Consider the following 26,489-nt stretch of genomic DNA (forward strand, 5'->3'; position numbering starts at 1 on the left):
AGATTACCATTCAATAGATTCCAAAATACTGTCAAGATCCTCAAGCGTCAGCTCATCATCGCCCAGGTCGCTAGGCGTGAGCTCCTGCGTTTCTCTGCGGACACAATGTTCAACAATTTCGAGCAAACGACTCATGAGCAGATCAATCAATTCAGCAGCTGTTCCTGGTTCGTACTCCCCAGCGCTGTAATGAAGCTCCAGCTTCAGCTTGCCTTCATATACAAGTCCCGTCACATCGAGCGAGACTGTACGCTCTGACTCCACACTGAACGGCAAGCCGGTATCATATGGGGATGTCTTCATACTGCTGCCGCCTTCGGCATTCACATCGAACTGTCCCAAATAATTGAAGGAAATGTCCGGCTTCAGCTCAACGATCTGCGATTGATCAGACATATACTTCAGAATGCCGTATCCCAGTCCTTTGTTTGGTACTTTACGAAGCGTTTCTTTCGTCAGCTTAATCAAATAGCCCATATCATCTTCATGCTTCGCATCGAGGATGACCGGATACTGCGATGTAAACCAGCCCACCGTACGGGTAATGTCCAGCTTCTCGGTAAACGCTTCGCGTCCATGCCCTTCCAAATTGACCGCAAACGTATCGCCCTTGCTCCAATCCTTCAATGCCAAAGCGAGTGCTGCCATTAAGAGATCATTGATCTCCGTCCTATATGCTTCATGCGCGCCCTTCAATAGCTTTTCGGTCGCCTCCTGTGTCAGCTCCCTGCCGACGCTGCGCATATGCTTCACGCGATTGTCGGCAGATTGCTTATCCTTAGGCAGCTCTGCAATTGCCGTTTGTCCTAGCTTGCTCCAATAGGAAACCTCGCTTCGAAGCTGTTCGCTGCCAGCGTAAATTTCAAGCTGTTCAGCCCAATAACGGTAGGAGTCTGTTTTGTCCGGGAATACGATGTCCTGTCCTTGCTCGGCTTGCCTGTAGGCTTCCTCTAAGTCCTCGAACAAAATACGCCAGGAAACGCCGTCAACGGCTAAATGATGAATAGCGATCAGCAGATGGTCACCGTCATCGGTAAGGAACAGGCCGAGCTTTACGAGCGGTCCGTCCGTCAGGCTTATGCTGCTCTGAATTCTGGTCGCAGCGTGCAATAGCGCTAATTGAATTTGCTCTTTCGTCCGGCCCCGAAGATCGAATGTCTCCAGCGTAAAATGCTCGCCTTCCATGCCTGCGTTATGCTGCTTCACTACTCCGCTGCTGCCCGCCACAAATCGCAATCGCAAAGCGTCGTGATGCTGCGTCAGCCTTAGGAACACTTGATGAAGTGTATCAGCATCGAATCCTTCAGGCCTATAAATGAGCTCTGCTTGATTCCAGTAATGCTGATCGGTAAAGCTGTTTTCGAAAAACCAATGCTGAATCGGTGTTAAAGGAACCTCGCCCTCAATTGCAGCCTGCGAGATCACTCGATCTGTCAGCATCAGACGTTGACTCAGCTCCGCAATGGTCGGATAGCGGAACAGGTCGCGCACCTCGAAACGCAAACCGTACTTATTCAATCTTGCCGCTGCCTGAATCGCTTTAATGGAATCTCCGCCTAGCTGGAAGAAGTGATCCTTCGTACCGATGCGGTGGATGCCAAGAACCTCTTGCCAAATCTCGGCCAAAATTTGCTCTCTCTCACCGTCTGGCGCCTGATAAGCGTCAACTGCACTTCCTGTACGATCCGGATCAGGCAATGCACGGCGATCTACCTTGCCGTTCGGAGTAACCGGTAGACGATCTAGCTGAACGATAAAGGATGGCAGCATATAATCAGGAAGCAACTGGGACAGCTCTTCTCGTATTGCGGCTTGCCCCACTTCCGAATCTGCCGTTACATAGGCGATTAGATACTTGCTGCCGCCATGATCGTCCTTTGCTACCACTACCGCTTCCTTCAAATGGCTCAGCTGCAGCAGCGCTCCCTCGATTTCACCAAGCTCTATTCTGTAGCCTCGAACCTTAACCTGATCATCTATTCTTCCGATATAGTCAATTCTGCCGTCAGGGAGCCAGCGAGCCGCATCACCTGTACGGTACAAGCGTGAATGAGGCTGATAGTCATCAGTCGTAAAACGTTCTTCTGTCATTTCCGGCAAACGAACGTATCCGCGTGCCAGACCCTCCCCGGCAATGCACAGCTCGCCAACCACACCAATCGGAGCTATTTGGCCATCTGCACCGAGGATGCGGATGCGTGTGCCGGAGATTGGCCGACCTATAGTAATTAGGCTGCCAGGCTGCAAATCACGTTCGATGGTGGCGACGACGCTGCTTTCCGTAGGACCGTATTCATTGATCAGCTCGATCCGGTCGTTAACGGATTTGCTAAGCGAAATGACCTTGTCAGTTACTCGCTCTCCAGCCAGCGTAACCATGCGAAGTGTCGCTGCTTCCTCTGAACTTAAGCACTCCAGAACGGCTGCGTACAAGCTCGGAACGCTGATGAAATGGGTGACGCCGTGATCCACAATCTTGTTCTTGATCGCCACAGGGTCTTTCGCTTCATCCTCGTTTAGCAATACGACAGTTGAACCTGATACAATCGGCGTAAAAAAGCTCGTAATAAAACCATCAAAGGCAAAGGAAAACAGCTGAAGTACACGATCCGATTCCGTTAAGCCGTACGCCATGCTGCGCCACCAAATATTCCCGGTAATGCTTCGGTGCTCAATCATTACACCCTTCGGCCTGCCTGTCGTTCCTGATGTATAGATGATGTAAGCAAGATCGTCTGCGCGGCTGCCGGAAACCAGATTAGACCCGTCCTCCGCGTAAAGTGTCTCATCGTTTAGATCCAGCCACACGACTGACGTATCATTAACTAATGCCGGAATGAGATCAGCTTGCGAGAGCACGAATGCGGCATCGCTGTTCTCCAGCATGAAGGCGATACGCTCCGATGGATAAACCGGATCTATCGGCATATATGCGCCGCCCGCCTTCAACACCGCAAGTATGCCGACAATCATCTCGAATGAACGATCGACCATAATGCCGACAACCGATTCCGGCATAATTCCGCGGTCACGCAGCGTCCGGGCTAATCGGTTTGCTCGCTTGTTCAGCTCCCCGTAGGTCATCCGTTCCGATCCGAGAGACAGCGCAATTTGGCTTGGCACCGACTCTGCTTGAAGCTCGAACAGCCCATGAAGCGTATCTGCCGGAGAATGCATCGATTCGGCAGCGTTAAATTCGACAAGTATCCGCTCTTTCTCAGCGTCGCCTTGCATATCCATCTGCGCAAGCGTGCAGCTCGGATTCCGCGTTATTTCGCGAAGCGTCTGAACGAAATGGTTAGCCATCCTCGCTATCGTTTCTTTGCGGAACAACGAAGTGCTATACTCCCAGCTTAACGAAAGGCCTTCTTTTTCCTCCACGGCGGCAAGCGTCAGATCAAACTTCGAGATTTTATTCTCATACGCATACGGCTCGATCGTTATTTGCTCGATTTCCAGCACTTCACGATCCATGTTTTGCAAAATAAAGACCGTGTCGAATAGCGGATTTCGGCTAAGATCGCGATAAGGCTGCAATTTCTCGACCATCGATTCGAACGGGTAATCCTGGTTCTCGTATGCTTCATAGGCATTCTGCTTCACTTCGTTTAAGAACTGAAGGAACGTCTTCCCGATTTCCGGCCGATTGCGCATCGGGAGCGTGCTTACGAACATCCCGATCAAGCCTTCCGTATCGCCATGCGTTCTGCCCGCAACCGGAGTACCTACGACAATGTCGTTTTGATTCGTATACTTCGACAAAAATACGTTATATGCGGCCAACAGGACCATAAACAGCGTCGTTCCCGTAGCTGACGCCAGCTCCTTCAGCCCGTTCATCAATGTTTCATCCGTCTCAAAATCGAAATAGTCGCCTTCCAGATTGCGTACTGCCGGTCTCGTAAAATCAGTAGACAGCTCCAACACCGGAATCTCATCGCCGAAACGGTCAAGCCAATAGGCTTCCTGCTTGTTCATCACACCAGCTTCGAACAGACCGTGCTGCCAGACCGCAAAATCTTTATACTGGACCTTTAGCTCAGGTAACTCATTACCGCGATAAAGCAGAGTAAACTCATGAATAAGCACATTCATCGAAATGCCGTCGGATATAATATGATGCGTATCGAACAGCAGCAAATGCTCATCTTTTTGAAGCTTAATAAGACCCACCCGCAGAAGCGGTGCCTTGCTGAGATCAAACGGTCTGACAAAAGACTCAATGAGCTTTATCGCTTCCGCTTCCCCGGCTTCCATCCATTCCATCTGCAGCTCCGCGTTCAAATGAACGATCTGTACCGGATCGGACTCTATGGTATGGAACGTCGTACGAAGCGATTCATGACGCTTCACAAGCTGCTGGAACGAGGCTTCCAGTCTGCTGCCGTCAAGCGGCCCATGCAGACGAAGCACTCCCGGCATGTTATAGCCGGTTCCTGGTCCCTCCAATTGATCCAACACATACAACCGTTTCTGCGCAGACGATAGCGGGTAATTCGCTCTCGGCTGTACAGGTTGAAGCGTTAGTTCCTCTGACGAAGCTGACTTCCGTACAAAATCGGCTATATCTCTAATCGCAACGCTCTCGAAAATAATGCGCAGCGGCACCTCTGCCTTGAATTCCCGGTGCAGCTGGGCAACGAGCTGCATCGCTTTCAACGATTGCCCGCCAAGCATGAAGAAATGATCAGACATTCCGACCTTTTCAAGCTGCAGCAGCTCTTGAATGATCGCTGCCAGCTTCTCCTCCAGCTCATCAGCCGGAGCCACATAGTCAAGACGGCCTAACAGCTCAGGATCAGGAGCAGGCAGCGCCTTCGTATCAAGCTTGCCGTTCGGAGTAAGCGGAAGCTGCGACAGCTGAATGAAATAAGAAGGAATCATATAGCTCGGCAATTCCTGCGCCATATACGACCGGACGTCTAGAACAGCCAGCACATCGTCCGATACGATGTACGCGCATAAATATTTTTGCCCTCCGTCGTCATCTCGGGCGATGACGACTGCTTCTTTAATCATGTTCAGCTTCAGCAGATTCGCTTCTATCTCACCGAGCTCAATCCGGTAACCGCGAATTTTAACCTGATGATCCATCCTTCCGGCAAAGTCAATCGTTCCGTCCTCAAGCCAACGCGCCATGTCTCCTGTTCGGTAGATTCTTTCACCAAGGATAACGGGACTCGTCACAAACTTTGCAGCAGTCATTTCCGGCTGATTCAAGTAGCCCCTCGCAAGCCCGGTGCCGCCGATACATAGTTCGCCAAAAACGCCAATCGGCTGCAATTGCATATGAGCGTCTACGATATAGACACGGGTGTTTGCGATCGGACGGCCAATCGTGACCCGCTTGCTCGGATGAAGTCCGCTCTCAATCGTCGTGATGACACTGCTTTCCGTAGGTCCGTACTCATTAAACAGATTCAGCCGATCATTCAATGCGATGCTCTTCTCGATCAGGCTGATCGGAACATTCTCTCCTCCAAGCGTGACCGCCTTAAGGAGCGCGGCTTCCTTAACGCTGAGCAGATCGAGCAGCGCCGCGTACAAGCTTGGCACGGTACTGAAATGAGAGATTCTATGACTCGTTATGCAGCCTTTCAATGCAAGCGGGTCCTTCGCTTCCTCGTCTCTTGCAATGACGGAGGTGCCGCCAGCTGCCATAGGAGCAAAGAAGCTGGCTGCAAAAGCATCGAATGCATATGAAAGCAGCTGTAAAACACGGTCTCCCGCACTAAAACGGTATTCTTCTGTCCGCCAAACGATCGTATTCACGATGCTGCGATGCTCGATCATAACTCCTTTTGGACGTCCAGTTGTTCCGGAAGTATAAATCACATAGGCCAAATCCTGCGGTCTGTTCACTGGCTTAAGATTCGTATCATCATCACTATAGGAGTTGGAGTCAAGCAAATCGATCGTTATACCCTCGTATGGGATGCCGCTCGGAAGCTCTCCTAGTGTCAGAAGTATGCTTGCGCCGCTGTCTTCCAGCATGTAGCGAATTCGGTCGAGCGGATAGTCCGGATCAATCGGTACATAGGCCGATCCTGACTTCAGCACTGCAAGTAAAGCAACAGTCATTTCAACAGATCGATTTGCTAAGATAGCAACCGTACGATCTGGCCCGGCTCCTCTAGTGCGAAGCGACCGTGCAAGTTGGTTCGCCTTCCCGTTCCATTCTTGGTAGGTCAAGCATTCATTGCCGACAATGATGGCAGGAAGCTCCGAAGACCTTATCACTTGCGCTTCCACTAGCTCATGCAAAAGCTTTGCATCTGCATCATAAGCGGTCGCCGTATCATTGAATTCATGGATCAAACGATGCTCTTCATCCTCGGAAAGCAATTTCAGCTCGCTTACCTTAACATCCGGTTGTACCATTGCCGATCGAATCAGCTCAATCAGATGATTCGACATCCGCTCTATCGTGCTCGAACTAAACAGCTTCGAGCTGTATTCAAGCACGAAAGCAACATCATCCTGCGTCTCCGTCGCCTCCAGCGTCAGATCGAACTTCGTCATCGTTTCCTTCGCTTCGAAAGGCAGAACCCTAACATCTTCCAGCTGAAAACGCTGTTCATCCGTGTTCTGCAAAATAAACATCGTATTAAAGACTGGATTTTGGCTTAAATCCCGCTTCACCTCAAGCTTCTCAACCAACTGGTCAAACGGATAATCCTGATGCTCATAAGCCTGCAGCATACGGGCTTTAACGTTCATGAGTAAATCACGGAACGTAAGCTCCGAATTGATTTCAGTCCGCAGAGCGAGAGTACCGACAAACATGCCTACCATTCCATCCAGATCCGCATGCGAGCGGCCAGCTGTCGCCGTGCCCACAATCAGGTCGGATTGTCCGCTGTATTTGGCAAGAAGCACATTGTATGCCGTAAATAGCACCATATACAGCGTAGTTCCCGTTTGCGCTGCGAGGCGGCTCATCTCGTCCCGAAGCTGCATGCCTGTGCCGAAAGCGACGCGCGATCCTTCGAAGCTCTGCTTTGCAGGGCGAGGATAATCCGTTGGAAGCTCCAATACTGGCAGCTCGCCTGACAACGACTCCAGCCAATAAGATTCCTGCTGACTTAAAAATTCAGCTGTAAATTGACGATTTTGCCAAGCGGCGAAATCCTTATACTGCAGCTTCAGCTCCGGCAGCTCTTCACCGCCGTACAAAGCTGCAAACTCGCTTAAAATGATTCCCATCGACACGCCGTCAGACACAATATGATGCACATCGAAGAGGAATAGATAGCGATTCTCGGATAGCTTCACTAGGCCAACACGCATCAGAGGTGCATGGCCGAGATCGAACGGCCGTACGAATTCAGCCGTTAACCGCTCCAGCTCATCGTCGGATGCAAGCAGCGCTTCCGAAAACTCAACGTGGAAATCGACATTTTGATGCACCTTTTGGATCGCTTTGCCGCTCTGCATATGGAAAGATGTTCGCAGCGATTCATGACGGCGAATGAGCTTCCTAAGCGCTTCTTCTACTTGGGCTGGATCGAGACTGCCTTCCATAATCATCGCATCCGGCATATTGTAGCTGGTGCCTGTTCCTTCGATTTGGTTCAGGATGAACATACGCTTCTGAACCGACGATAGCTCATACGCTTCTTGGAGCTCAATCGGCTCGATAGCGGTAAAGCCTGGGCCGGTGCTCTCTTTAGCAGCTTCGATGTATCTGCTCATCATTGCTGTCGTCGGCGCTTCAAATACGATTCGTAGCGGCACGGCAATACCGAATGTTTTATGAATATGCGAGACTAACGTCATCGCTTTAAGAGAATGTCCGCCGATTTGGAAGAAATCATCGTTCACACCGATATCAGCCGTGCCAAGAACGAGCTCCATCACCTCGATAAGCCGCTTCTCAGTAGCTGTGGATGGCGCTGCGTATTCCGTCGATTTTAGCTGGTTCCCAGCTCCACCCGTCAACGCCTTGCGATCGATTTTACCGTTTGGAGTGAGCGGCATTCTCTCAAGCAGAACAACTTGTGACGGCACCATGTATACCGGCAGCTCAGCGATTAAATGGGCTTGAAGCTCATTTAGCGTTGGCTCATTCGAACTTACGATATATGCACATAGATACTTTTGTTTATAAGTGTCCTCATGAGCGATAACGACTGCCTCGCGAATATCGGGATGCTTCAGCAAGCAAGCTTCTATTTCACCCAGCTCGATCCTGTATCCGCGCACCTTGACCTGATGGTCATCACGGCCAAGAAACATCAGATTGCCGTCAGGCATCCAATTAGCTAAGTCACCTGTTCGATACAGCCTGTCTCCCGGTACGTACGGATTATCTACAAATTTCTCCGCAGTCAGATCGTCGCGTCCAAAATACCCGCGCGCTACACCAGCGCCGCCGATGTAAAGTTCTCCTGCCACGCCGACCGGAAGCAGCTTCAAAGCAGAATCAAGCACGTAGTAAGACATGTTCGGCAGCGGCTTGCCGATTGGCGTGTTTCCGGCTGTCGGAAGCTTGTGAAGCGGCTCCTCGTAATAGCTTGAATCAATAGCCGCTTCCGTCACGCCATAGCTGTTGATAATGCGCATCTGGCTGCCGAAACGGGTTAGCAGCTTATCGAATTCGATGATTGGGCAGCTATCCGCCCCTAGAATAAGCAGCTTGAGAAAGCTGACATCCAAGCCATTCTCATAGATATGCTGCATCAATGGAGCAATTAAGGCCGGCGTCGATTCAAAAATATTGACCTCATGCCCGCGTATCAGCTCATATAGGGAGGCTGGGTCAAGCTTAATATCGTTCGGACAAATGATAAGCTGACCGCCGCTCAGCAAGGCGCGAGCCATATCTCCTGCGAACACGTCAAACGAGAAACTCGCCATTTGCAAAAGCCTTACCGGGAACTGCTCGAGCTCATACTTTTCCTTCCAGGCTAACGCGACGTTCATATATTGGCGATGCTCGATCATGACACCTTTCGGCTTGCCCGTCGTTCCGGAAGTGTAGATGATATAAGCCAAGTGCTCCGGAGCAGCTGCATGGATCAAATCCGAGTCGTCTCCGCTGGCTTCCTCTATCTCCTCCATGATTAGAATATGTCCCGTCAACTGGGCAGACTCTCTTAAGCCAAGCTGAGTGATTACGATCACAGCTTTGCTGTCCTGAAGAAGATAGTCGATACGATCCTTCGGATACTCCGGATCGATAGGAAGATAAGCTCCTCCCGCCTTCATGACGCCTAACGCCGCAACGATCATATCAACAGAACGGTCAACCATAACGGCTACGATGCTTTCAGGTCCAACGCCTCTGTCGCGCAGCATATGCGCAACACGGTTAGCGCGCGCATTCAGCTCCAAGTACGTTAGCGAGATGCCATCTGCCGTAACAGCCGTATGCTGCGGCGTCAGCTTCGCCTGCACCGCAAATTGCTCATGGAAAGTCAGGTTAGTCGGATAATTCCGCTGCGTATCATTAAAGTCCAGCAGCAATTGCTGTTTTTCCTCCAATGACAAGTAATCCATGTCATCTATACGGACTTGTGGATTTGCAGCTGCTGACTGCACAAGCGCCACATAATGTCTAGCTGCGCGTTCTATCGTTTCCTTCTTAAACAGCTTGGTGCTGTATTCCCACTCCAAGTGAAGCGTATCTGACTTCTCGACCGCATCCAGCGATAAATCGAATTTGGATGTAGGGTTATCCATTTCATAAGGAACGAAGGTCAGCTCATTAACCGCGAGAGCTTCTGTATCGCTTATTTGATGGCTGAACATCGTGTCGAACAAAGGATTGCGGCTGAAATCACGCTGCAGCTGGAGCTTGTCAACAAGCTCCTCAAACGGATATTCCTGATGCTCGAACGCTTCGAGGCTTACGCCTCTTACTTGCTCAAGCAGCTCCAAAAACGTCATGCCCGGCGTATGTTTGGAGCGAATTGCCAAAGTATTGACGAACATCCCGGCTAAATTCAGCACATCGACATGTGTTCGGCCGGCAACCGGCGTGCCGATCACGATATCCGTCTGACCGGAATATTTGCTTAACAGGACGTGATATGCCGCAAGCAAAATCATATACATCGTTGCTCCGGTGTCCTTCGCAAGCTGCTGCAGCGCGCCTAGAAGCTCTCCTCCAGCATCAAAAGCGAATCGGTCACCTTCAAAGCTTTGGACTGCCGGCCTTGCATAATCAACCGGAAGCTGAACAACAGGTATTTCGCCATCGGCAAATTGGTTTAACCAATAAGCTTCTTGCCGCTCCAATATATCGGAAGCGTACCTCTCCTGCTGCCAAACTGCGAAATCCTTGTATTGCACCTTCAGCTCCGAAAGCTCAGCTCCGCTGTACAGCTTCATGAATTCATCGACTAAGAGACGAATCGTCTCCCCGTCTGAGACGATATGATGCATGTCAATCAGCATAATATGCTGTGAATCGGACAGCTGCAGCAGCTCAGCCCGCAATAGCGGCGCTTGATTAAGCTCGAACGGCCGCACAAATTGTTGAACGATTCCGTCTACCTCATGCTCATTAACTTTCCTTATTGGCAGCTCCAGCTCAATGTGGTCATGAACCATTTGGAACGGTTCACCATCGATTGTATGGAATGAGGTTCGCAAAATTTCATGTCTTCGAACGATACTGCGGAACGCCTCCAGCCATTTCGTCTGATCTAGCGGCCCTTCAATCCGCAAAGCATCGGACATATGATAGCTCGTACTGCCGCCATCCTCGAATTGACTAAGAATATATAAACGCTTCTGCTCAGACGAAAGCGGATATAGTGACTGCTTGCTCGCAACAGGAATGGCAGCTTGGTTTACCATCACTGCGCCTTGCGATTCCAAAGCAAGAGCCAGCCCTTCAATCGTCGGAGAAGCAAATAGCTCGCGCAGTGGAACCTCCGCTCCAAACCTGCTTGATACATGTGACAGCATGACCATCGCTTTCAGAGAATGACCGCCAAGCTCGAAGAAATGGTCCTTAACTCCAATCTGATCGACGCCAAGCACGTTCTGCCAAATCTCGGCAAGCGTCCGCTCCGTTTCATTGCGCGGAGCTGTATATTCAGCCAAGAGCTGATCGCCATCCGGCGCTGGCAAAGCTTTGCGGTCTATTTTCCCATTCGGCGTAAGCGGGAATTGCTCCATTTGGACAAAGAAGGAAGGAACCATATAGCCTGGCAAAGCCGATGCAGCATGTGCCTTTAGGTCAGCCGGCTCCAGCATCCGATCCGCGGTGAAATAAGCGCATAAATATTTCTGATTGCGATTATCGCTCCGGTCCATAACGAGAACCTGCTTGACGGCTTCGTGCATGAGCAGTTGGGCTTCAACATCACCGCACTCGATCCGGTGACCGCGAATTTTGACCTGATGGTCAATCCGCCCCATATATTCCAGACTTCCATCCGGAAGCCATCTTGCCAAGTCGCCCGTTCGATATAATCTGCTCTTCGCTTCATGGAATGGATCTTCCATAAAAGCCTTTTCTGTTCGGATTGGATCATTCAAATAGCCGCGCCCTACTCCGATACCCGCAACACATAGCTCTCCCACCACTCCAATTGGCAGCAAGTTCAAATCCGGATCCGTTACGTACACCTTCATATTGCGTACCGGCTTGCCGATCGGCATCATGTCGGTTTCAGGAGCCATGTCCAAAATATGCAGCGTAACGTCATCAGCCGCTTCGGTCGGACCATATGCGTTGACCAGCTTTATATGCGGATACCGTTCGAACCATTGTCTGGCTGTTTGCGCTTTAGCTGCTTCACCCGTTAAGATCAAATGCTCCAAAGCAGGCAGCTTTTCATCGATTTCCATCTCAAGCAAAGCTGACATAAAGGAGACGACCACTTCCAGTACGGTTACGCCATCTTGCGCAACGGCCGATATAAACGCTTTGGGCGTGGAAATCAGCTCATCCGGATAAATAACCGTTGTCCCGCCTATCGTAAGCGCCGTGACGAACTGCCATACCGAGATATCGAAGCAATGCGGTGCATTTTGAGCCATGATACAGGATTCCGTCATATTCAGCTCTTCGATCATCGCTTCTATATGGTTAAGCATGCCTCCATGCTCAAGCATGGCGCCTTTCGGCTTGCCTGTTGAACCGGAAGTATATAAGACATATGCCAGCTGCTCCGGTTTAACTTCGAGGTTAACATTGCCTCTCTCAAACGATTCAAGTGAGTCATCGACAGCATCCAGGCATACAAACGCCGGTCCCGGCAAAACTGCTGTAAGCTCATCGCTGCAAAATACCTTCTCTGTCAAGACAACCTTAGCTTGAGAGTCTCCAATCATATCTGTGATCCGCTGCAGCGGATATGCAGGATCTACTGGCACATACGCGCCGCCAGCCTTCCAAATCGCTAATATACACACGACCATCAATGGCTTTCGATCCATAAAGATCGCTACGCGGTCGTCGCAGCCTACACCTTTCTCCACCAACAGCCGAGCGAGCTGGTTTGCGCGCTGATTCAATTCGGAATAGGTAAGCTTTGCTTCGCCGAAGCGAACAGCAGCCCGATCTGGAACGAGCAGCGCTTGCTCTTCGAACATCGATATAGCCGTTGCCCCTTGGCGAGTCGGCATCCCTGTAAAATTAAAAACATTTATTATTTGCTTTTGTTCGGCATCGGTCAATAAGGGAACATGACCAAGCTGAATATCAGGATGAATAGCTATTGCTTTAACAATTTGAGAAAAATGACCCGCAAATCGTTTCGCCGTTTCTTTACGGAACAGCCGGGTGCAATATTCTACCGCAAACTCAATTTTTCCATTACTTTCCAAGGCTTCCATCGAAATGTCGAACTTGGAAATCTTCTCGTCGACGGTCAAGCTCTCGATAGAAATACCGTCCATCGCAAGCTTCACGGTTTCCACGTTATTTAGACTGAACATCGTATCAAAAATCGGATTGCGACTTAAATCCCTGCGAATCGCAAGCTTATCGAGCAGCTCCTCAAACGGATAATTTTGATGCTCGAAAGCCTCTAACGCACTTTCCTTCACTTGCTGCAAATAATGATTGAATGTCTGTTCCGCGCTTGGATAGCTGCGGATGGCAAGCGTATTAACGAACATGCCAATCATATTGTAGACATCGGCATGCGTCCGGTTCGCTACCGGGGTTCCGACAATGACATCTTCCGATCCGCTGTATTTGAACAAAAGCACCTTGTAGGCGGCCAGCAGCAGCATATACATGGTCGTTCCGCTCTCAGCAGCCAATTGATTCAGTCTCGCAGTCAACTCAGCATCCATCTCGAAGGAGAAGCTTTCTCCTTCGAAGCTTTGCACAGGCGGCCTCATAAAATCGCAAGGCAATTCCAACACAGGCAACTCGCCCGACAGCGCATCAAGCCAGTATCGTTCCTGATTGCTGTACTCCTCAGAATCAATCCAGCCTTGCTGCCAGATGGCGTAATCTTTGTATTGCAGGCGTGGTACCTGCAGCTCTTCTCCGGCATATCCCCGAATCAGCTCATCGATGATGACCGAGACCGAAATACCGTCTGAAACGATATGATGCATATCAACGAGCAGCAAATGCTTATCCTCTGACAATGCGGTCAGACATACCCGCAAGAGCGAGGGCTGAGTCAAATCGAATGGTCGAATGAAGCTTTCTAAAGCTTGCGGAATATCCGCTTCTTCCACAGTGATATAATGGATTGCGAAATTCACGTTCTCATGGACTTGTTGTACCGGATTTCCGTTTACAAGCTGGAACGAGGTGCGCAGCGATTCATGCCTCCGGACGATTTCGGCAAAAGCATGCTCTAGACGCACATGATTTAACGCACCGGCAAGCAGCATGGCTGCAGGCAAATTATAAGCGGTTCCTGCCTGAGCCCCTTCCAGCCGATCCAAAACGAACAACCGTTTTTGTGCAGAGGAGAGCGGGTATACATCTTGCAAAGGCGCTGACTTTATTGCGCTGAAGGCAAGAAGCTCGTCTGCTTGCATCGACTCTTGATACTTTGCTTCTTCATCAATTACAGCTGAAATTTCCGCGATGGTAGGCTGCTTAAAGATCGTGCGCAGAGGTACTTTTACATTAAACTCTGCCAAAATACGTGCTGCCAGCATTGCAGCACTAAGAGAATGGCCGCCGCTATGGAAGAAATCGTCCTGAACGCCTATGGATTCAGCACCAAGCAGCTCTTTCCAAATTTCGAGAAGCTTCCCTTCCGTCGGCGTGCGCGGACCAACCCGTTCCTCCCCTGCAGCAGCAGTTCTTTGCGGCGCGGGAAGCGCCGCGCGATCCAGCTTGCCATTGCTCGTAAGAGGCATCCGATCAAGCTGTATAAAAAACGACGGAATCATATAGGACGGCAAATGCTCGGAAAGAAGCGAACGAAGCTGAGTGTCGCTCGTCTGGCTGTCGGTTATATAGTAAGCGACTAATATTTTCTGGTTGTGCGCATCGTTTGCAACCAGTACAGCCGCTTCCCTAACATCCGGCACCTGCAATAGAACAGATTCAATTTCGCCCAGCTCAATGCGATAGCCGCGAATTTTCACCTGATGATCGATCCGTCCAAGATATTCCATCTCACCGCTTGGCATCATGCGAGCCAAATCGCCTGAACGGTAGATTCTCTCGCCAGGGACATGCGGATTCATCATAAACCGCTCAGCGGTCAGCTCATCGCGGTTCAAATATCCGAGCGCTACGCCATCGCCGCCAATGTACAGCTCCCCGACCACGCCGATCGGTGCTAATTGCTTGTTCTTATCAAAAATATAAGCGGTCAGCGTAGGAATCGGCTTACCAATATTGCTTATATTTGCAGCTATTTCTACATCTCCAATTTCCTTGTAAGTGACATGGACAGTCGTTTCAGTAATGCCATACATATTGATCAGTTTCGTATTCGGATATTTCTCGCGCCATGGACGCAGCATCGCGGGGCTTAACGCTTCGCCGCCAAAGATGACATACCGCACACAAAGATCTTGGTCCGCTCGCTTTATTTCATCATGGATAAGCGCATAGAAAGCAGTTGGCGTCTGATTCAAAACGGTGACCCGCTCCTCACGAAGCAGCTCGGCGAACTCCGCCGAATTTTGCGCCACATGCTTAGGCACGATTACCGTTTTGCCTCCGAATAATAGCGCGCCATACATTTCCCATACCGAGAAGTCGAAGCAGTACGAGTGGAACATCGTCCACACATCCGATGCGCCAAACTCGAATTGCTGTTGATCATGCACCAGCAGACGCACGACGTTGCGATGCGTGATCATTACACCTTTAGGCAGCCCTGTCGTACCCGACGTATAAATAATATAGAGAAGATCCTCTGGCTCGTTCACTTGCTGCAGGTTGCTCATTTCGTCCGCATAGCAGGCATCATCAAGCAAATCGATAATCATTCCGTCATATTCCGCTGCTAGGCTGATATGGGTTGCTTCCGTTAGGAGTACTCTTGCTCCGCTGTCCTGAAGCGTGAATTTTATGCGGTCAGCAGGGTAAGCAGGATCAATCGGCACATAAGCGCCTCCTGCTTTAATAATAGCTAGGATGCCTACGATCATTTTCTCCGACCGTTCTACTAAGATCGCAACCAGGCTGTTCCGTGTCACTCCGCTTTCACGCAGCGTGCGCGCAAGACGATTAGCCTGTTCGTTCAGCTCGCGGTAGGTGAGTGCCTGTCCATCGTATGCGACCGCAATATGGTCAGGCGTTCTTGCAGCCTGTTCCTCAAATAAGGCAATGACAGTAGCCGTTTGCGGATAAACCGCTTCTGTAGGATGTAGATCATAGAGCAGCAGCTGCCTCTCCTCATGACTCATCATATGGATGCTGCCGAGCGGGATTTCAGGCGCAGACGTTACGGCTTTAAGCAGGTTCAAATAATGAACGGAAAACCTGTCGATCGTTTCCTTCTTAAACAATTCAGTGCCATATTGCATCTTGAAGCGAATATGGTCGGTCTGCTCGGATGCCTCCAATAACAAATCGAATTTGGCGACATCCTCATCCAGCTCATTCACCTTTAACCGTAATCCATCAATATCCATGTCAACGATATCGTTATTCATATGAACAAACATCGTATCAAACAGAGGATTGCGGCTGCTGTCGCGCCCGAGCTCAAGCTTCTCAATAAGAGCATCAAACGGATAATCCTGATGCTCGTAAGCTTGAAACAGCGTTTCCTTCACCTCCTGCAAAAATTGCAGGAACGATTTATTTTCCTCTGGAAACGAGCGTATACTTAGCGTATTGACGAACATGCCGAATACATTATCTACCTCGGCAAGCGAGCGTCCCGCGATCGGGGTGCCTACAATAAGATCCTCTTGCCATGTGTATTTGAACAACAGCGCTTGATAGGCAGCAAGCATAACCATAAAGGTTGTCGTTCCCGTATCGGATGCAAGCTTGCGAATGGCGCCTGTCAAAGTCGTCTCGGCATAAAACCAAATTCGAGCCCCGGCGAAGCTTTGTAGGGAAGGTCTTAGATAATCGGTAGGAATAGCAAGAACCGGCAATTCTCCCGATAGCTGCTGAAGCCAGTATGTCTCATGGCTCTTAATGGCATCGCTGCTCAGCATACGATTTTGCCAAGCTGAGAAATCCTTGTACTGAATTTCAAGCGCCGGCAAGCGGGCTCCGCGATAGTACGCTCCAAATTGCTGCAGAAACAGCTGAACGGATACGCCATCTGAAATAATGTGATGCATATCAACCAATAATGCATGCTCCTCTTCGCCAAGCTTTACCAGCAGGACACGCAAAAGCGGTGCCTCATTTAAATCGAAGGGACGAATAAACTCCCGCGAAATCCGAGGCAATTGTTCAATGGAAGCTTCTATCATCGGCACTTGCAATTCCAGTTGCTTATGCACCTTCTGGAAAGGAACTCCATCCTTTGCTGCAAAGGAGGTGCGCAGCGCTTCATGCCTTTGAACTAGCAATTTAAGAGATTCCTGTACTCGCTCAGCATTCAGAGGCCCTTCGATTGAGAGCATGCCCGGCAAGTTATAGGCTGTACTTCCTTCCTGCAATAAATGAAGCAAATACATACGTTTTTGCGCGGACGAAACATCATACAGCTGTTGCTCCTGAACGGGTTCAATCGTTTGCTCGCGAATAGTGCCTGGCTGCTGCAAATAACGAGAAAGTCTGATCGCAAGTCCCTCAACAGTCGGTGCTTCAAACAATTCGCGCAGGGGCAGCTCCACATGATACTGCTTATAAAGATTAGCCATAATAACCATGGCCTTCAACGAATCTCCGCCAAGCTCAAAAAAGTTGTCTCGGGCGCCTATACGGTCAATACCAAGCACATTTTGCCAAATCGTAGAGAGCAGCAGCTCTGCATCGTTCCTTGGAGCGACATATTCGACCGCTGTCCCGACAAGCTCAGCTGCTGGCTCCGGCAGCGCTCTACGGTCAATCTTGCCATTTGCAGTAAGTGGGAAAGCATCCAACTGCACGAAATAGGAAGGAACCATATAACTCGGCAGCTCCGCCGAAATGAATTCCCTTAGCTCAGCAGAGGCAATCGGCCACATTCCGGTAAAATACGCACATAAATATTTATTGCCATTCGAGTCGCTGCGATCCAGAACAAGCACTTCTTTAATCGCTTCATGCTGCATGAGACGGACCTCGATGTCGCCGCATTCGATCCGATGACCGCGAATTTTGACTTGATGGTCAATTCTCCCCATGTACTCCAAATTTCCGTCTGGAAGCCACTTCGCCAAATCACCTGTCCGATACAGTCTTACGCCAGAAGCTGTTCGAAAAGGATCCTCCAAAAACACCTTTGCTGTTCTCTCCGCATCGTTCAAATAGCCTCGTCCAACGCCTATGCCTGAAACACAAAGCTCACCGATAACACCGATGGGAAGCAAATTCATATATCCATCAACGACATACACTTTCAGATTGCGGACAGGCTTTCCAATCGGCATAACATCTCCTGTTGGCGCACTATCCATGATGTGTAAGGTAATATCATCACATGCCTCTGTTGGTCCATAGGCATTTATCAGCTTCACATGCGAATACCGTTCAAACCATCGTCTGGCAAGGTCTGACTTCGCCGCTTCACCCGTAACGAGCAGATTTTCCAGTGCTGCCAGCCGAACCTCAAGCTCCATCTCTAATAGCGCTGACAGGAACGAAACAACAACTTCAAGTACAGTTACGCCATCCTGCTCTACCTGCACAATGAAAGCTCTTAGATTCAAAATCAGCTCGTTCGGATAAATGACCGTCGTTCCGCCGAGCGTAAGTGCCGTTACAAACTGCCATACCGATATATCGAAGCAATGCGGAGCATTCTGAGCCATGATGCATGTTTCATCCATGCCAAGCTCTTCTACCATCGCTTCAATGTGGTTAAGCATGCCGGCATGCTCCAGCATAGCTCCTTTGGGTTTTCCGGTAGATCCCGACGTATAAATGACATAAGCCAGCTGCTCTGGTATGATTTCAACCTCTGGATTTGAAGTACCGAATGTTACAAGCTTCGAAGACGCTTTATCCAGCAATAAAAATGCATGTGCTGAAAGCAGCTTTTGCAGTTCATCACTCGCAAATGCAGACTCCGTCAAAACACAGCTCGCACCCGAATCCGCGATCATGTCTATAATTCGTTGATTCGGATATGTAGGATCGACGGGTACATAAGCGCCGCCAGCTTTCCAGATTGCCAAAATACTTTCCACCATTAGCGGCTTGCGATCCATTAGGATGGCTACTCGATCATCACGTGTGATGCCTTTTTCAATTAGCATCCAGGCCAACCGATTAGCTCGTTCGTTCAATTCACGGTAAGTCAGCTCGATTTCTCCGAACTTGACTGCCACTTGATTTGGAAGGCGTTCAGCTTGCTTCTCAAATAAAGCGATCGCTGTTAATCCTGGAGTCGACGATATTGCATCGGTGTTGTTAAACTGCTCTAATATAAGCCGCTCATCTTCTGGCGGACAAATTTCTAATTTTCCGAGCGGTTTACTTGGATTTGATACGGCATCTTTAAGTAAACAAAGCATGTGCTGGCTTATATTCTGAATTTCTTCAGGAGTGAACATTTCTGTGCGATAATCGAATACCATCTGCAGCTCGCCTGTATCCCATCGGTCCTTTACAGATACGAACAAATCATTTAGCTCATGTCCGCAAAATAGCTGTTCGGCCACATAGCTGATGCCGTCCTTTTCCTGCCAGCCCATTACGATGTATTCCAGCGTTAGGCCAAACAATGAGCTTACATCGGGCTTACGGGATTTAATATCGCTCAAGATCATGTTATAAGGATATTTCTGATGCCGGAGCACTCCCGTCTGTTCCTTCAGAACGCTGCGCGCGAAGGTTAGAAAGTCGATCTCTGGCGAGAGCTGAACACGCACCGGAGTCGTACTGACAAACATGCCGGGAAGCGCCTTTTCCTTTGCACTCGTACGGTTTGCGAAGAAGGTTCCTAGAACCAAATCCTCATGCCCCGTAATGCGATAGCAATATGTATAGAGTACGGATAAAAATAACGTTAATATACTTAAGTTGTTCGACTGGCAAAATGCTCGAACTTGACTCTCCAGCGCAGGAGGTATAACTAAGATTTCCCGCTCTGCCTCTGTCCGAATGCTATAGCTGTCCGTAGGCTTCAAGGAAACAAATTCTGGCAAGGTGGAGAACTTGTCATTCCAAAATTGTTTGTCTTTATTCCAGCGATCCGATTGCTTATACTCAAGCTCGTTTGGAATATACGACAGATAGGAGGGACGTGACTCTTCACTTATTGCCCTTCCGTTAACGAGATCGAGATAAATGTCAATAATTTCGCTTATTGTAATGACCATGCCGTTTCCATCTGACAAAATATGATTCATCTTTATGACGAAGCTTCCCTCATACTCGCCCGTTATCGCTATTGCAAAAAAATAAAGCTCTGATTCAAAAAAAGGCATTGGCAATCGCATGAGATTACTGGCCCATTGCTCCACTTCAGCTTTAGCTTTTTGCGAAAAATCAACGATCTCCACTTCAAAGGGTGCATAGTCTGCTACGTACTGCGTCGGCTCACTGCCGGGATCATTAATCATTCGAAGTCTCATCGTGTCATGAAGACGGACATAATGATTGATTGCCCGTTCCATGAGCTCAGCATCATAAGGAAGATTTGTTTTGAAGCTAATGTTTCCTCCGATGTTTGAGATGCTCGTTCCTGGATAAAACCTTTCCGTGTACCAAATTCTTTTCTGAGCCTCGGTTAACGGATATGCATTTTCTGTATACATCTTATACCCCTCCATATCATACCTATCTCACTGGTACGCTAATAAAGCTGCTCTCTAAGGCTTTGGCAGTCTGAAGAATGCTGCTGTTCAGGCTTTGCGCCAAATTGTCTTGCTCATTATGTAAAAAGAAATGATCGCCTTCGAACATTTTCAAATCAGCATGGTGACTGGTATGCTCGCTCCAAGCAGCCAGCGATTCTAAACTGACAGCTAGATCATCCTTTCCGCCATATGCAGTAATCGGGCAATTGATTGGCTTATCAGCCGTGTACATATACGTTTCACAAACCTCAAAGTCTGCCCTCAAACGAGGCAGTATGAGGTCCATCAACTCTTTATTTTGCAGCACGGCATCCGGGGTGCCATTTAGAAGTTTTAATTCATTTTTGAGTTCATCATCTGGTAGTAGGTGAATCTTCCTATATCGGTGTGTGAGATGAGGAGCAGATCGGCCTGAAACGAATAGGTGGTCGGGGGTTCTTTTATTTTTTCTGCTTAAATGGCGTGCTGTTTCGAAAGCGATCAGCGCTCCCATGCTATGACCGAAAAAAACATACGGCATATTAAGCAAAGGCTGGATTTCATCAGTTATCAAATGTACAAGCTGGTCTAGTGAATGGATAGGCGCTTCTAAGCCTCTGCTTTCTCTTCCTGGGAGCTGAACAGCACAAACCTCGATTTCCTTAGGAAAAAGCTTATGCCACTCGCGGTAAACACTTGCTCCGCCTCCTGCATAAGGAAAGCAAAATAGTCGTAATTTCGCATGTGTATGGATATTCGCGGGAACAAACCAAGAATAAAGCTTGCTTGTCATTATTCCACCTCATTATTTTTTTAAATTAGGACAATAATTAATCAAACACATCTATGTAAGTCATTATTTTAGAGGTTGAAATAATAAAAATTCAATAAATTATTACATCACCATCCTAATTCAAATCTTTAATAATTAACTTCATACTTATAAATTACTCCAAATTTGTCATCTGAATATTAGCGTCAAGATAACTTTTCAATAAGAAACTAAATAATTAAAAGAAAAAAATATTTTTTTTACACATAAAGTTAAAATACGGAAATCAAAACGAAGAAAGCCCCATGATAGTAATGCTCTCAGGGAATTCATCTCTCATCCTGCAAACGGCCAGCTTATAAGCAGGATCGATATCGTACTGCTTGAGATAATAGCCGCTTACTTTCTCTTCGGTAATGAGCGCAGAGGCAGTGCCTTCCTTTTGTATAGTAAAAGAATTTAAGGCGATCGAAAGCCCTCTGCCATCTGCTTTAATATAGCTTTCCTTCATCGTCCATAATTCAAAAAAATAGGATAGACGCTGCTCTGATGGCAACGACATAAGCTGCACGCACTCCTGCTCTGAAAAAAACTGGTGGGCGATTTGCAAATCGATTGGTTTAATCTGTTCCACATCAATGCCTACCGGCCAAACGTCAATGGCGCAAACGATCCATTCCTCGGAATGTGAAACGTTAAAATAAATGGCTTCTCTCATATCCCTAACATGAGGTTTGCCATATTTATTGTCCTCAAATCGAATGTCAAAGATGGACATACCGGTATGCTTTGCAATAACCTCTCTAGCCAGCCTATCTCCGATTAAGCTTCGAGCTGCATCTTCGTAATTTACGAAACGCCGCACTTTTGCTTGCCTTTCTAGGGATGATTCATTCAACAAGCGATTAAACATTGCTTTGCCCATCCTCTCCTTCATTGGGACAGCAAAGATTTGAAGCATGCATTCAAGCCTCCATCTGTACATTTTTAACCGGCTCGTCATTCATGATGGCTTGCGTCCAGCAGTCAATGTGATAGTCTGACATCAGCTTTCGATTGAATCGATCATCATACGGTTTTCGAGTAATCCGCAGCGATGCTTTGGAACGATGCAGCGACATTCTAACAGAACCAACTGAACACTGCAGCTCCTCAGCAATATTTTGATACGAATAATTAAAAACTTCCGAAAGCAGAAGCATGACAACCTCACGTTCGGCCAAATGTTCAGATATCCATTCCACAAGCCCTCTAACCGCAGCATAATTGAGATCGGTATACGGCAGCTTGGCTGCTGCCTCTATAGATACAATTGTTTTGCGGCGTCTACGGAGCTGATCAATCCATAGGTTGCGGGCAATCTTGTTGAGAAGCGTCAACGGGTGCTGAAAGGCACCGACCTTCCGATAATATTGATAAGCTTTAATCAGCACATCCTGCACCAGATCATCGGCATCCCATTTGCAGCAGGCCAAATAAAGACAATGATTATGAACCTTCTTCATATGCGGCTCAATAAATCGGGCAAATTCCTCCGAATGATCCATCCGGCATTCCTCCCACGGCCTTTCTACATTCGATTGTTCAAATAGGTTATTCGTATCTTAGCGCTTCAATCGGCTGCAGCTTGGCAGCCTTATTCGCCGGATAATAGCCAAAGAAAATGCCGACGGTTGCAGAAAAGCCAAATGCGAGCACGATGGCCCAGATGGAAATTACGCTAGGCAAAGCCATAAAGAAAGAAACACCCGCTCCTACTAGTAACCCTAGCAGTGCGCCTGTCATTCCGCCTAGAAAGGAAAGGATGACCGACTCGATTAAAAACTGCAGCTTAATTGCGCTTGGAGTAGCCCCGATTGCTTTGCGTATTCCGATCTCGCGGGTTCGCTCCGTTACGGATACGAGCATAATGTTCATAATTCCGATTCCGCCCACTAGAAGCGATATTGCGGCGATTGAGCCGATTACAACTTGAAGGATGCCAAAAATGCTGGAGACCATATCCTGTGCATCTTTGCCCGATTGGGAGGTGAAATTCTCCGGCTCAGCATTATGTCTAAGAGCGAGCCATTCCTTCATCTCCTTCATCAGATCATCCATTTGTTCTGGATTTTCCGAAACGATGTCTAGCGAGCTAAGATAACGTCCTCCACTTGAGTTCGGCATCGACTCTAACGGTGCATAAGCGTTATACTGCGTTCCGCCCATATCGCCTAAAATACTTTTTTGCGGCTTATATACACCTACGATTTGGAAGGTTCCTCCCGAAAGCTTCACTTTGCGATTCAATGCACGTTCAGAGGACCCGTAAACTTTCTCGGCATATTTGTTTTCTACGACTAGCACTTTCTGCTTCGTGCGCTGCTCTTGAGCAGTAAAGAAACGTCCGGTCAGCAGATCAACTTTTTGCATTTTTGTCATGTCAGATGTCGTACCCAGCAGGTTAAATAGCAGCTTCTCCGTTTCGCGCATCTCCGACATTTGAAAGCTGCTGCTGGTAGAAACGAATTTGACTCCACCCAGCTTACGAGCCTCGTTCAAATCTCTTAATGTAATGCTAGCATTGGAATTTCCTTCTCCTGCCGTTTTGAAAACAACGAAATAACCGTCACTATAATTGGATAGTTCATTTAGGACAGAGGCTTGCCCCGCCTGGCCGATCGATACAACCGTTACTACCGCCATAACGCCAAAGACAATCCCGATCATCGTAAGCAGCGAACGCATTTTGTTGACTCTCAAATTGTCCAGCGCCACCAGGATGCTTTCCCACATACTCATGTAGAGGCACTCCCTTTACGCGTTTCTCTCAGCAGCTTGCCATCTCCGAACCAAAGGACACGCTCCGCATGCTCAGCAATTTCCGGCTCATGCGTGACAAGTATGATCGTCGTTCCTTCTTGATGGATATTTTTGAAAAGCTCCATGACTTCCTCTGACGATTTGGAATCTAGATTTCCGGTAGGCTCATCGGCTAGCAGAATCGGCGCGTTCATGGTCAATGCGCGGGCTATAGCAACCCGCTGCCGCTGACCGCCAGACAGCTCAGTAGGCTTATGCTTTACTCGTCCACCGAGTCCTACTTTTTCGAGCAGTTCAAGTGCCCTGTCACTGCGTTTGGCCCGACTTAATCCTCCGTACATCATCGGAAGCTCAACGTTATGTAGAACGGTTTGTCTGCCCAGCAAATTAAAACTTTGAAATACGAAGCCAATTTTGCGATTGCGAACGGAGGAGAGACGAACCTCATCAAGTGCTTGCACTTCCTCGCCGTCCAGTATGTATTTGCCTGATGTGGGTACATCCAGGCAGCCGATAATATTCATTAAGGTTGATTTGCCTGATCCAGACGATCCCATAATAGCGACGAATTCACCGCGTTCGATCGTCAAATTAACAGAAGCTAGAGCCTCAACCTCAAGCGGCCCGTTACGATATACTTTTCGAATGTCTTGGAGAGTAATCATTGGACAACCACCTTGCTGCCGTCAGCAAGCAACTCCACATCTTTGATGACGATCTTATCTCCCAAGGCAGCGCCAGAAACAACCTCGTAGTACTCATCATTCTCTTTCCCTGTTTGGATCTCGACTTTCACTGCTTTTTCCTGTTCAACCTTGTATATGTATGATTTCCCTTCGCTTTGTACGACAGCTTCCAAAGGAACGACTACCCTTTCCTTATCGGGAATTTTCAATTCCACGTTGACATTGTACCCTGGGCGAAGCTCGTCACTAACTTTCTGCAGTGCTATGGTTGTCGCGACATAAGCATCCTTATAAGCAGGGTCCGTAACAACAGCTGTAGATGCCATCTTGGACACCTTGCCCTCGTAAACATCTGCGAATGACTCGCCGCTAATGGATACTGGCATGCCGAGCTTTACTTTTCCAGCCTCAATTTCGTTGATATCAGCAACTACATGGTATGCTGAGAAATCTGAAACTTTCAAAATAAGCAAGCCCTCGCTAATCAGCTGCCCGCTGTTCACAGATAATTCCGTGACGGTTCCATCCGCATTTGCCTTGATCTCATCCTTCACTAGCTTTTTCTCCATAGCGTTGATTTTAATATTGTGGGTTTTGATTCGAAGGTCGAATTGCTCTAAATTCAAGGGGTCGTTGATCGCATCTTGATTTTCAATCTGCTGCTGTTGGAATTTCTTGAAGTGGTCTTGTTTCGCTGACAATCTCTCCGCTTGCGTGATTTCCAAACTTACACGCTCTTCTGCCAAAGCCTGCGTAACGCTGTCCATATTCAGCGTAATTAAAACCTGTCCCTTCTTGATTTTGTCTCCTTCCTTCACCTTCAGCTCTTTGATTAGCCCATTCGTATCCGAATACAGTGAAGTGGTTTCTTTTGTTTCCAGTTTTCCGCTAACATATATCTCTTCCGCCATTGATTGTTGAGTGACTTCCCCTAACACAACCGTAAGAGGCTGATTCATTGCGATGATAGAAAAGCTGCTAATAACACCAATAATTAGAACGATAACAATGATCCAAATCCACTTCTTCATGGCATCCACCTTTTCTTTGTGTAAGTAAACCTGTCTTAAAATAGGTGTCCTTTCTCCCTTCCACAAACCATCCGATTCCAGTTATGTATGCATTTACTCAAAATAATAACACAGAAAATGCATTGGTCAACTGGTTTTATTGTAAATATTTCTATTTATGGAGTATGAGTCCTAAGTCCTATTTCCAAAGTCCTTATCCAGGTTTGTGCAATACAATGTAACAGAGGAGTAAAGACCTTATATGCGTTTCAGGACTTTTAGGACTTTATTTTTAACACTTTTTATTATTTGTCAAATGCAGCAGAGGAATTGAACGAAGTGCTGCCTCACTTGATTAAAACCTTAATAAGACGGCAATATTTATCGAATACCCGCCTAAAAAGGAATCGTTGCTGCGCACATCTGTTAGCATATTAAAACCGAAACACGGTATTTTTACTAGCTTTTGAAATACTCAAGCTCTGTTACACCACACCCAGCTTTTTGTTCTTTTTAAATGACTAAACGACAAATAGAGCTAAATGGATTCCCGAAAACCGATGTTCTTTGTAACCCTTTACATTTTAGATTTCATCTGAATATCTAAAAATAAATGAAAATAATAATATAATCCAAAAGAACTATAAATATATGTGTATTCGAATCTAAATTTTTACAAAAAATAAAACAAAAGCCGAGGTAGGTCCAAAACCAACTTCAGCTTTCCATTATGTTAGCTCTTCGGCCTATGTCAGCCTATGTCAGCCTTTGACGGAGCCGATCATGATTCTATTGAAAATCAAATCGAAGGAAAAAATGATGGAAGAGGGAGCCTGTTGGAAGGTTGGCGAGAATCATAGGGGATCATCTTTCAAGGGTCTGACTTAAAAGGCTACTAATAAGACTGCTGTAAGAACACATTTGCTCTTACAGCCA

General features: G+C 47.9%; 7 protein-coding genes. All 7 read right to left on the reverse strand.

From position 1 onward, the window contains the following. Positions 1 to 3: 3 nt before the first annotated feature. Positions 4 to 20,262, reverse strand: coding sequence for a non-ribosomal peptide synthetase (locus AC1TPC_RS14170; RefSeq protein WP_482067476.1), 20,259 nt, complete (start codon positions 20,260 to 20,262; stop codon positions 4 to 6). Between the two features lie 22 nt (positions 20,263 to 20,284). Beyond that, a complete protein-coding gene (locus tag AC1TPC_RS14175; RefSeq protein WP_482067477.1) occupies positions 20,285 to 21,076 on the reverse strand; it encodes a thioesterase II family protein in 792 nt (263 codons plus the stop codon). A gap of 265 nt (positions 21,077 to 21,341) precedes the next feature. Continuing rightward, a complete protein-coding gene (locus AC1TPC_RS14180; protein ID WP_482067478.1) occupies positions 21,342 to 22,016 on the reverse strand; it encodes a 4'-phosphopantetheinyl transferase family protein in 675 nt (224 codons plus the stop codon). Between the two features lie 4 nt (positions 22,017 to 22,020). Further along, complete coding sequence (locus AC1TPC_RS14185; RefSeq protein ID WP_482067479.1) at positions 22,021 to 22,602, reverse strand: RNA polymerase sigma factor; 582 nt, start codon at positions 22,600 to 22,602, stop codon at positions 22,021 to 22,023. A 46-nt stretch (positions 22,603 to 22,648) separates the two neighbouring features. Continuing rightward, the gene (locus AC1TPC_RS14190; RefSeq protein WP_482067480.1) at positions 22,649 to 23,836 is read right to left on the reverse strand and encodes an ABC transporter permease; all 1,188 of its coding nucleotides are present in this window, start codon (positions 23,834 to 23,836) and stop codon (positions 22,649 to 22,651) included. Further along, entirely contained in the window at positions 23,833 to 24,522 is a 690-nt protein-coding gene (locus AC1TPC_RS14195) for an ABC transporter ATP-binding protein (protein WP_482067481.1), read from the reverse strand. Before AC1TPC_RS14195 ends, AC1TPC_RS14190 begins: the two co-directional genes overlap by 4 nt. Next, entirely contained in the window at positions 24,519 to 25,574 is a 1,056-nt protein-coding gene (locus tag AC1TPC_RS14200; protein WP_482067482.1) for an efflux RND transporter periplasmic adaptor subunit, read from the reverse strand. Before AC1TPC_RS14200 ends, AC1TPC_RS14195 begins: the two co-directional genes overlap by 4 nt. Positions 25,575 to 26,489: the final 915 nt, after the last annotated feature.

It is taken from the genome of Paenibacillus sp. Y280, from assembly GCF_056786335.1.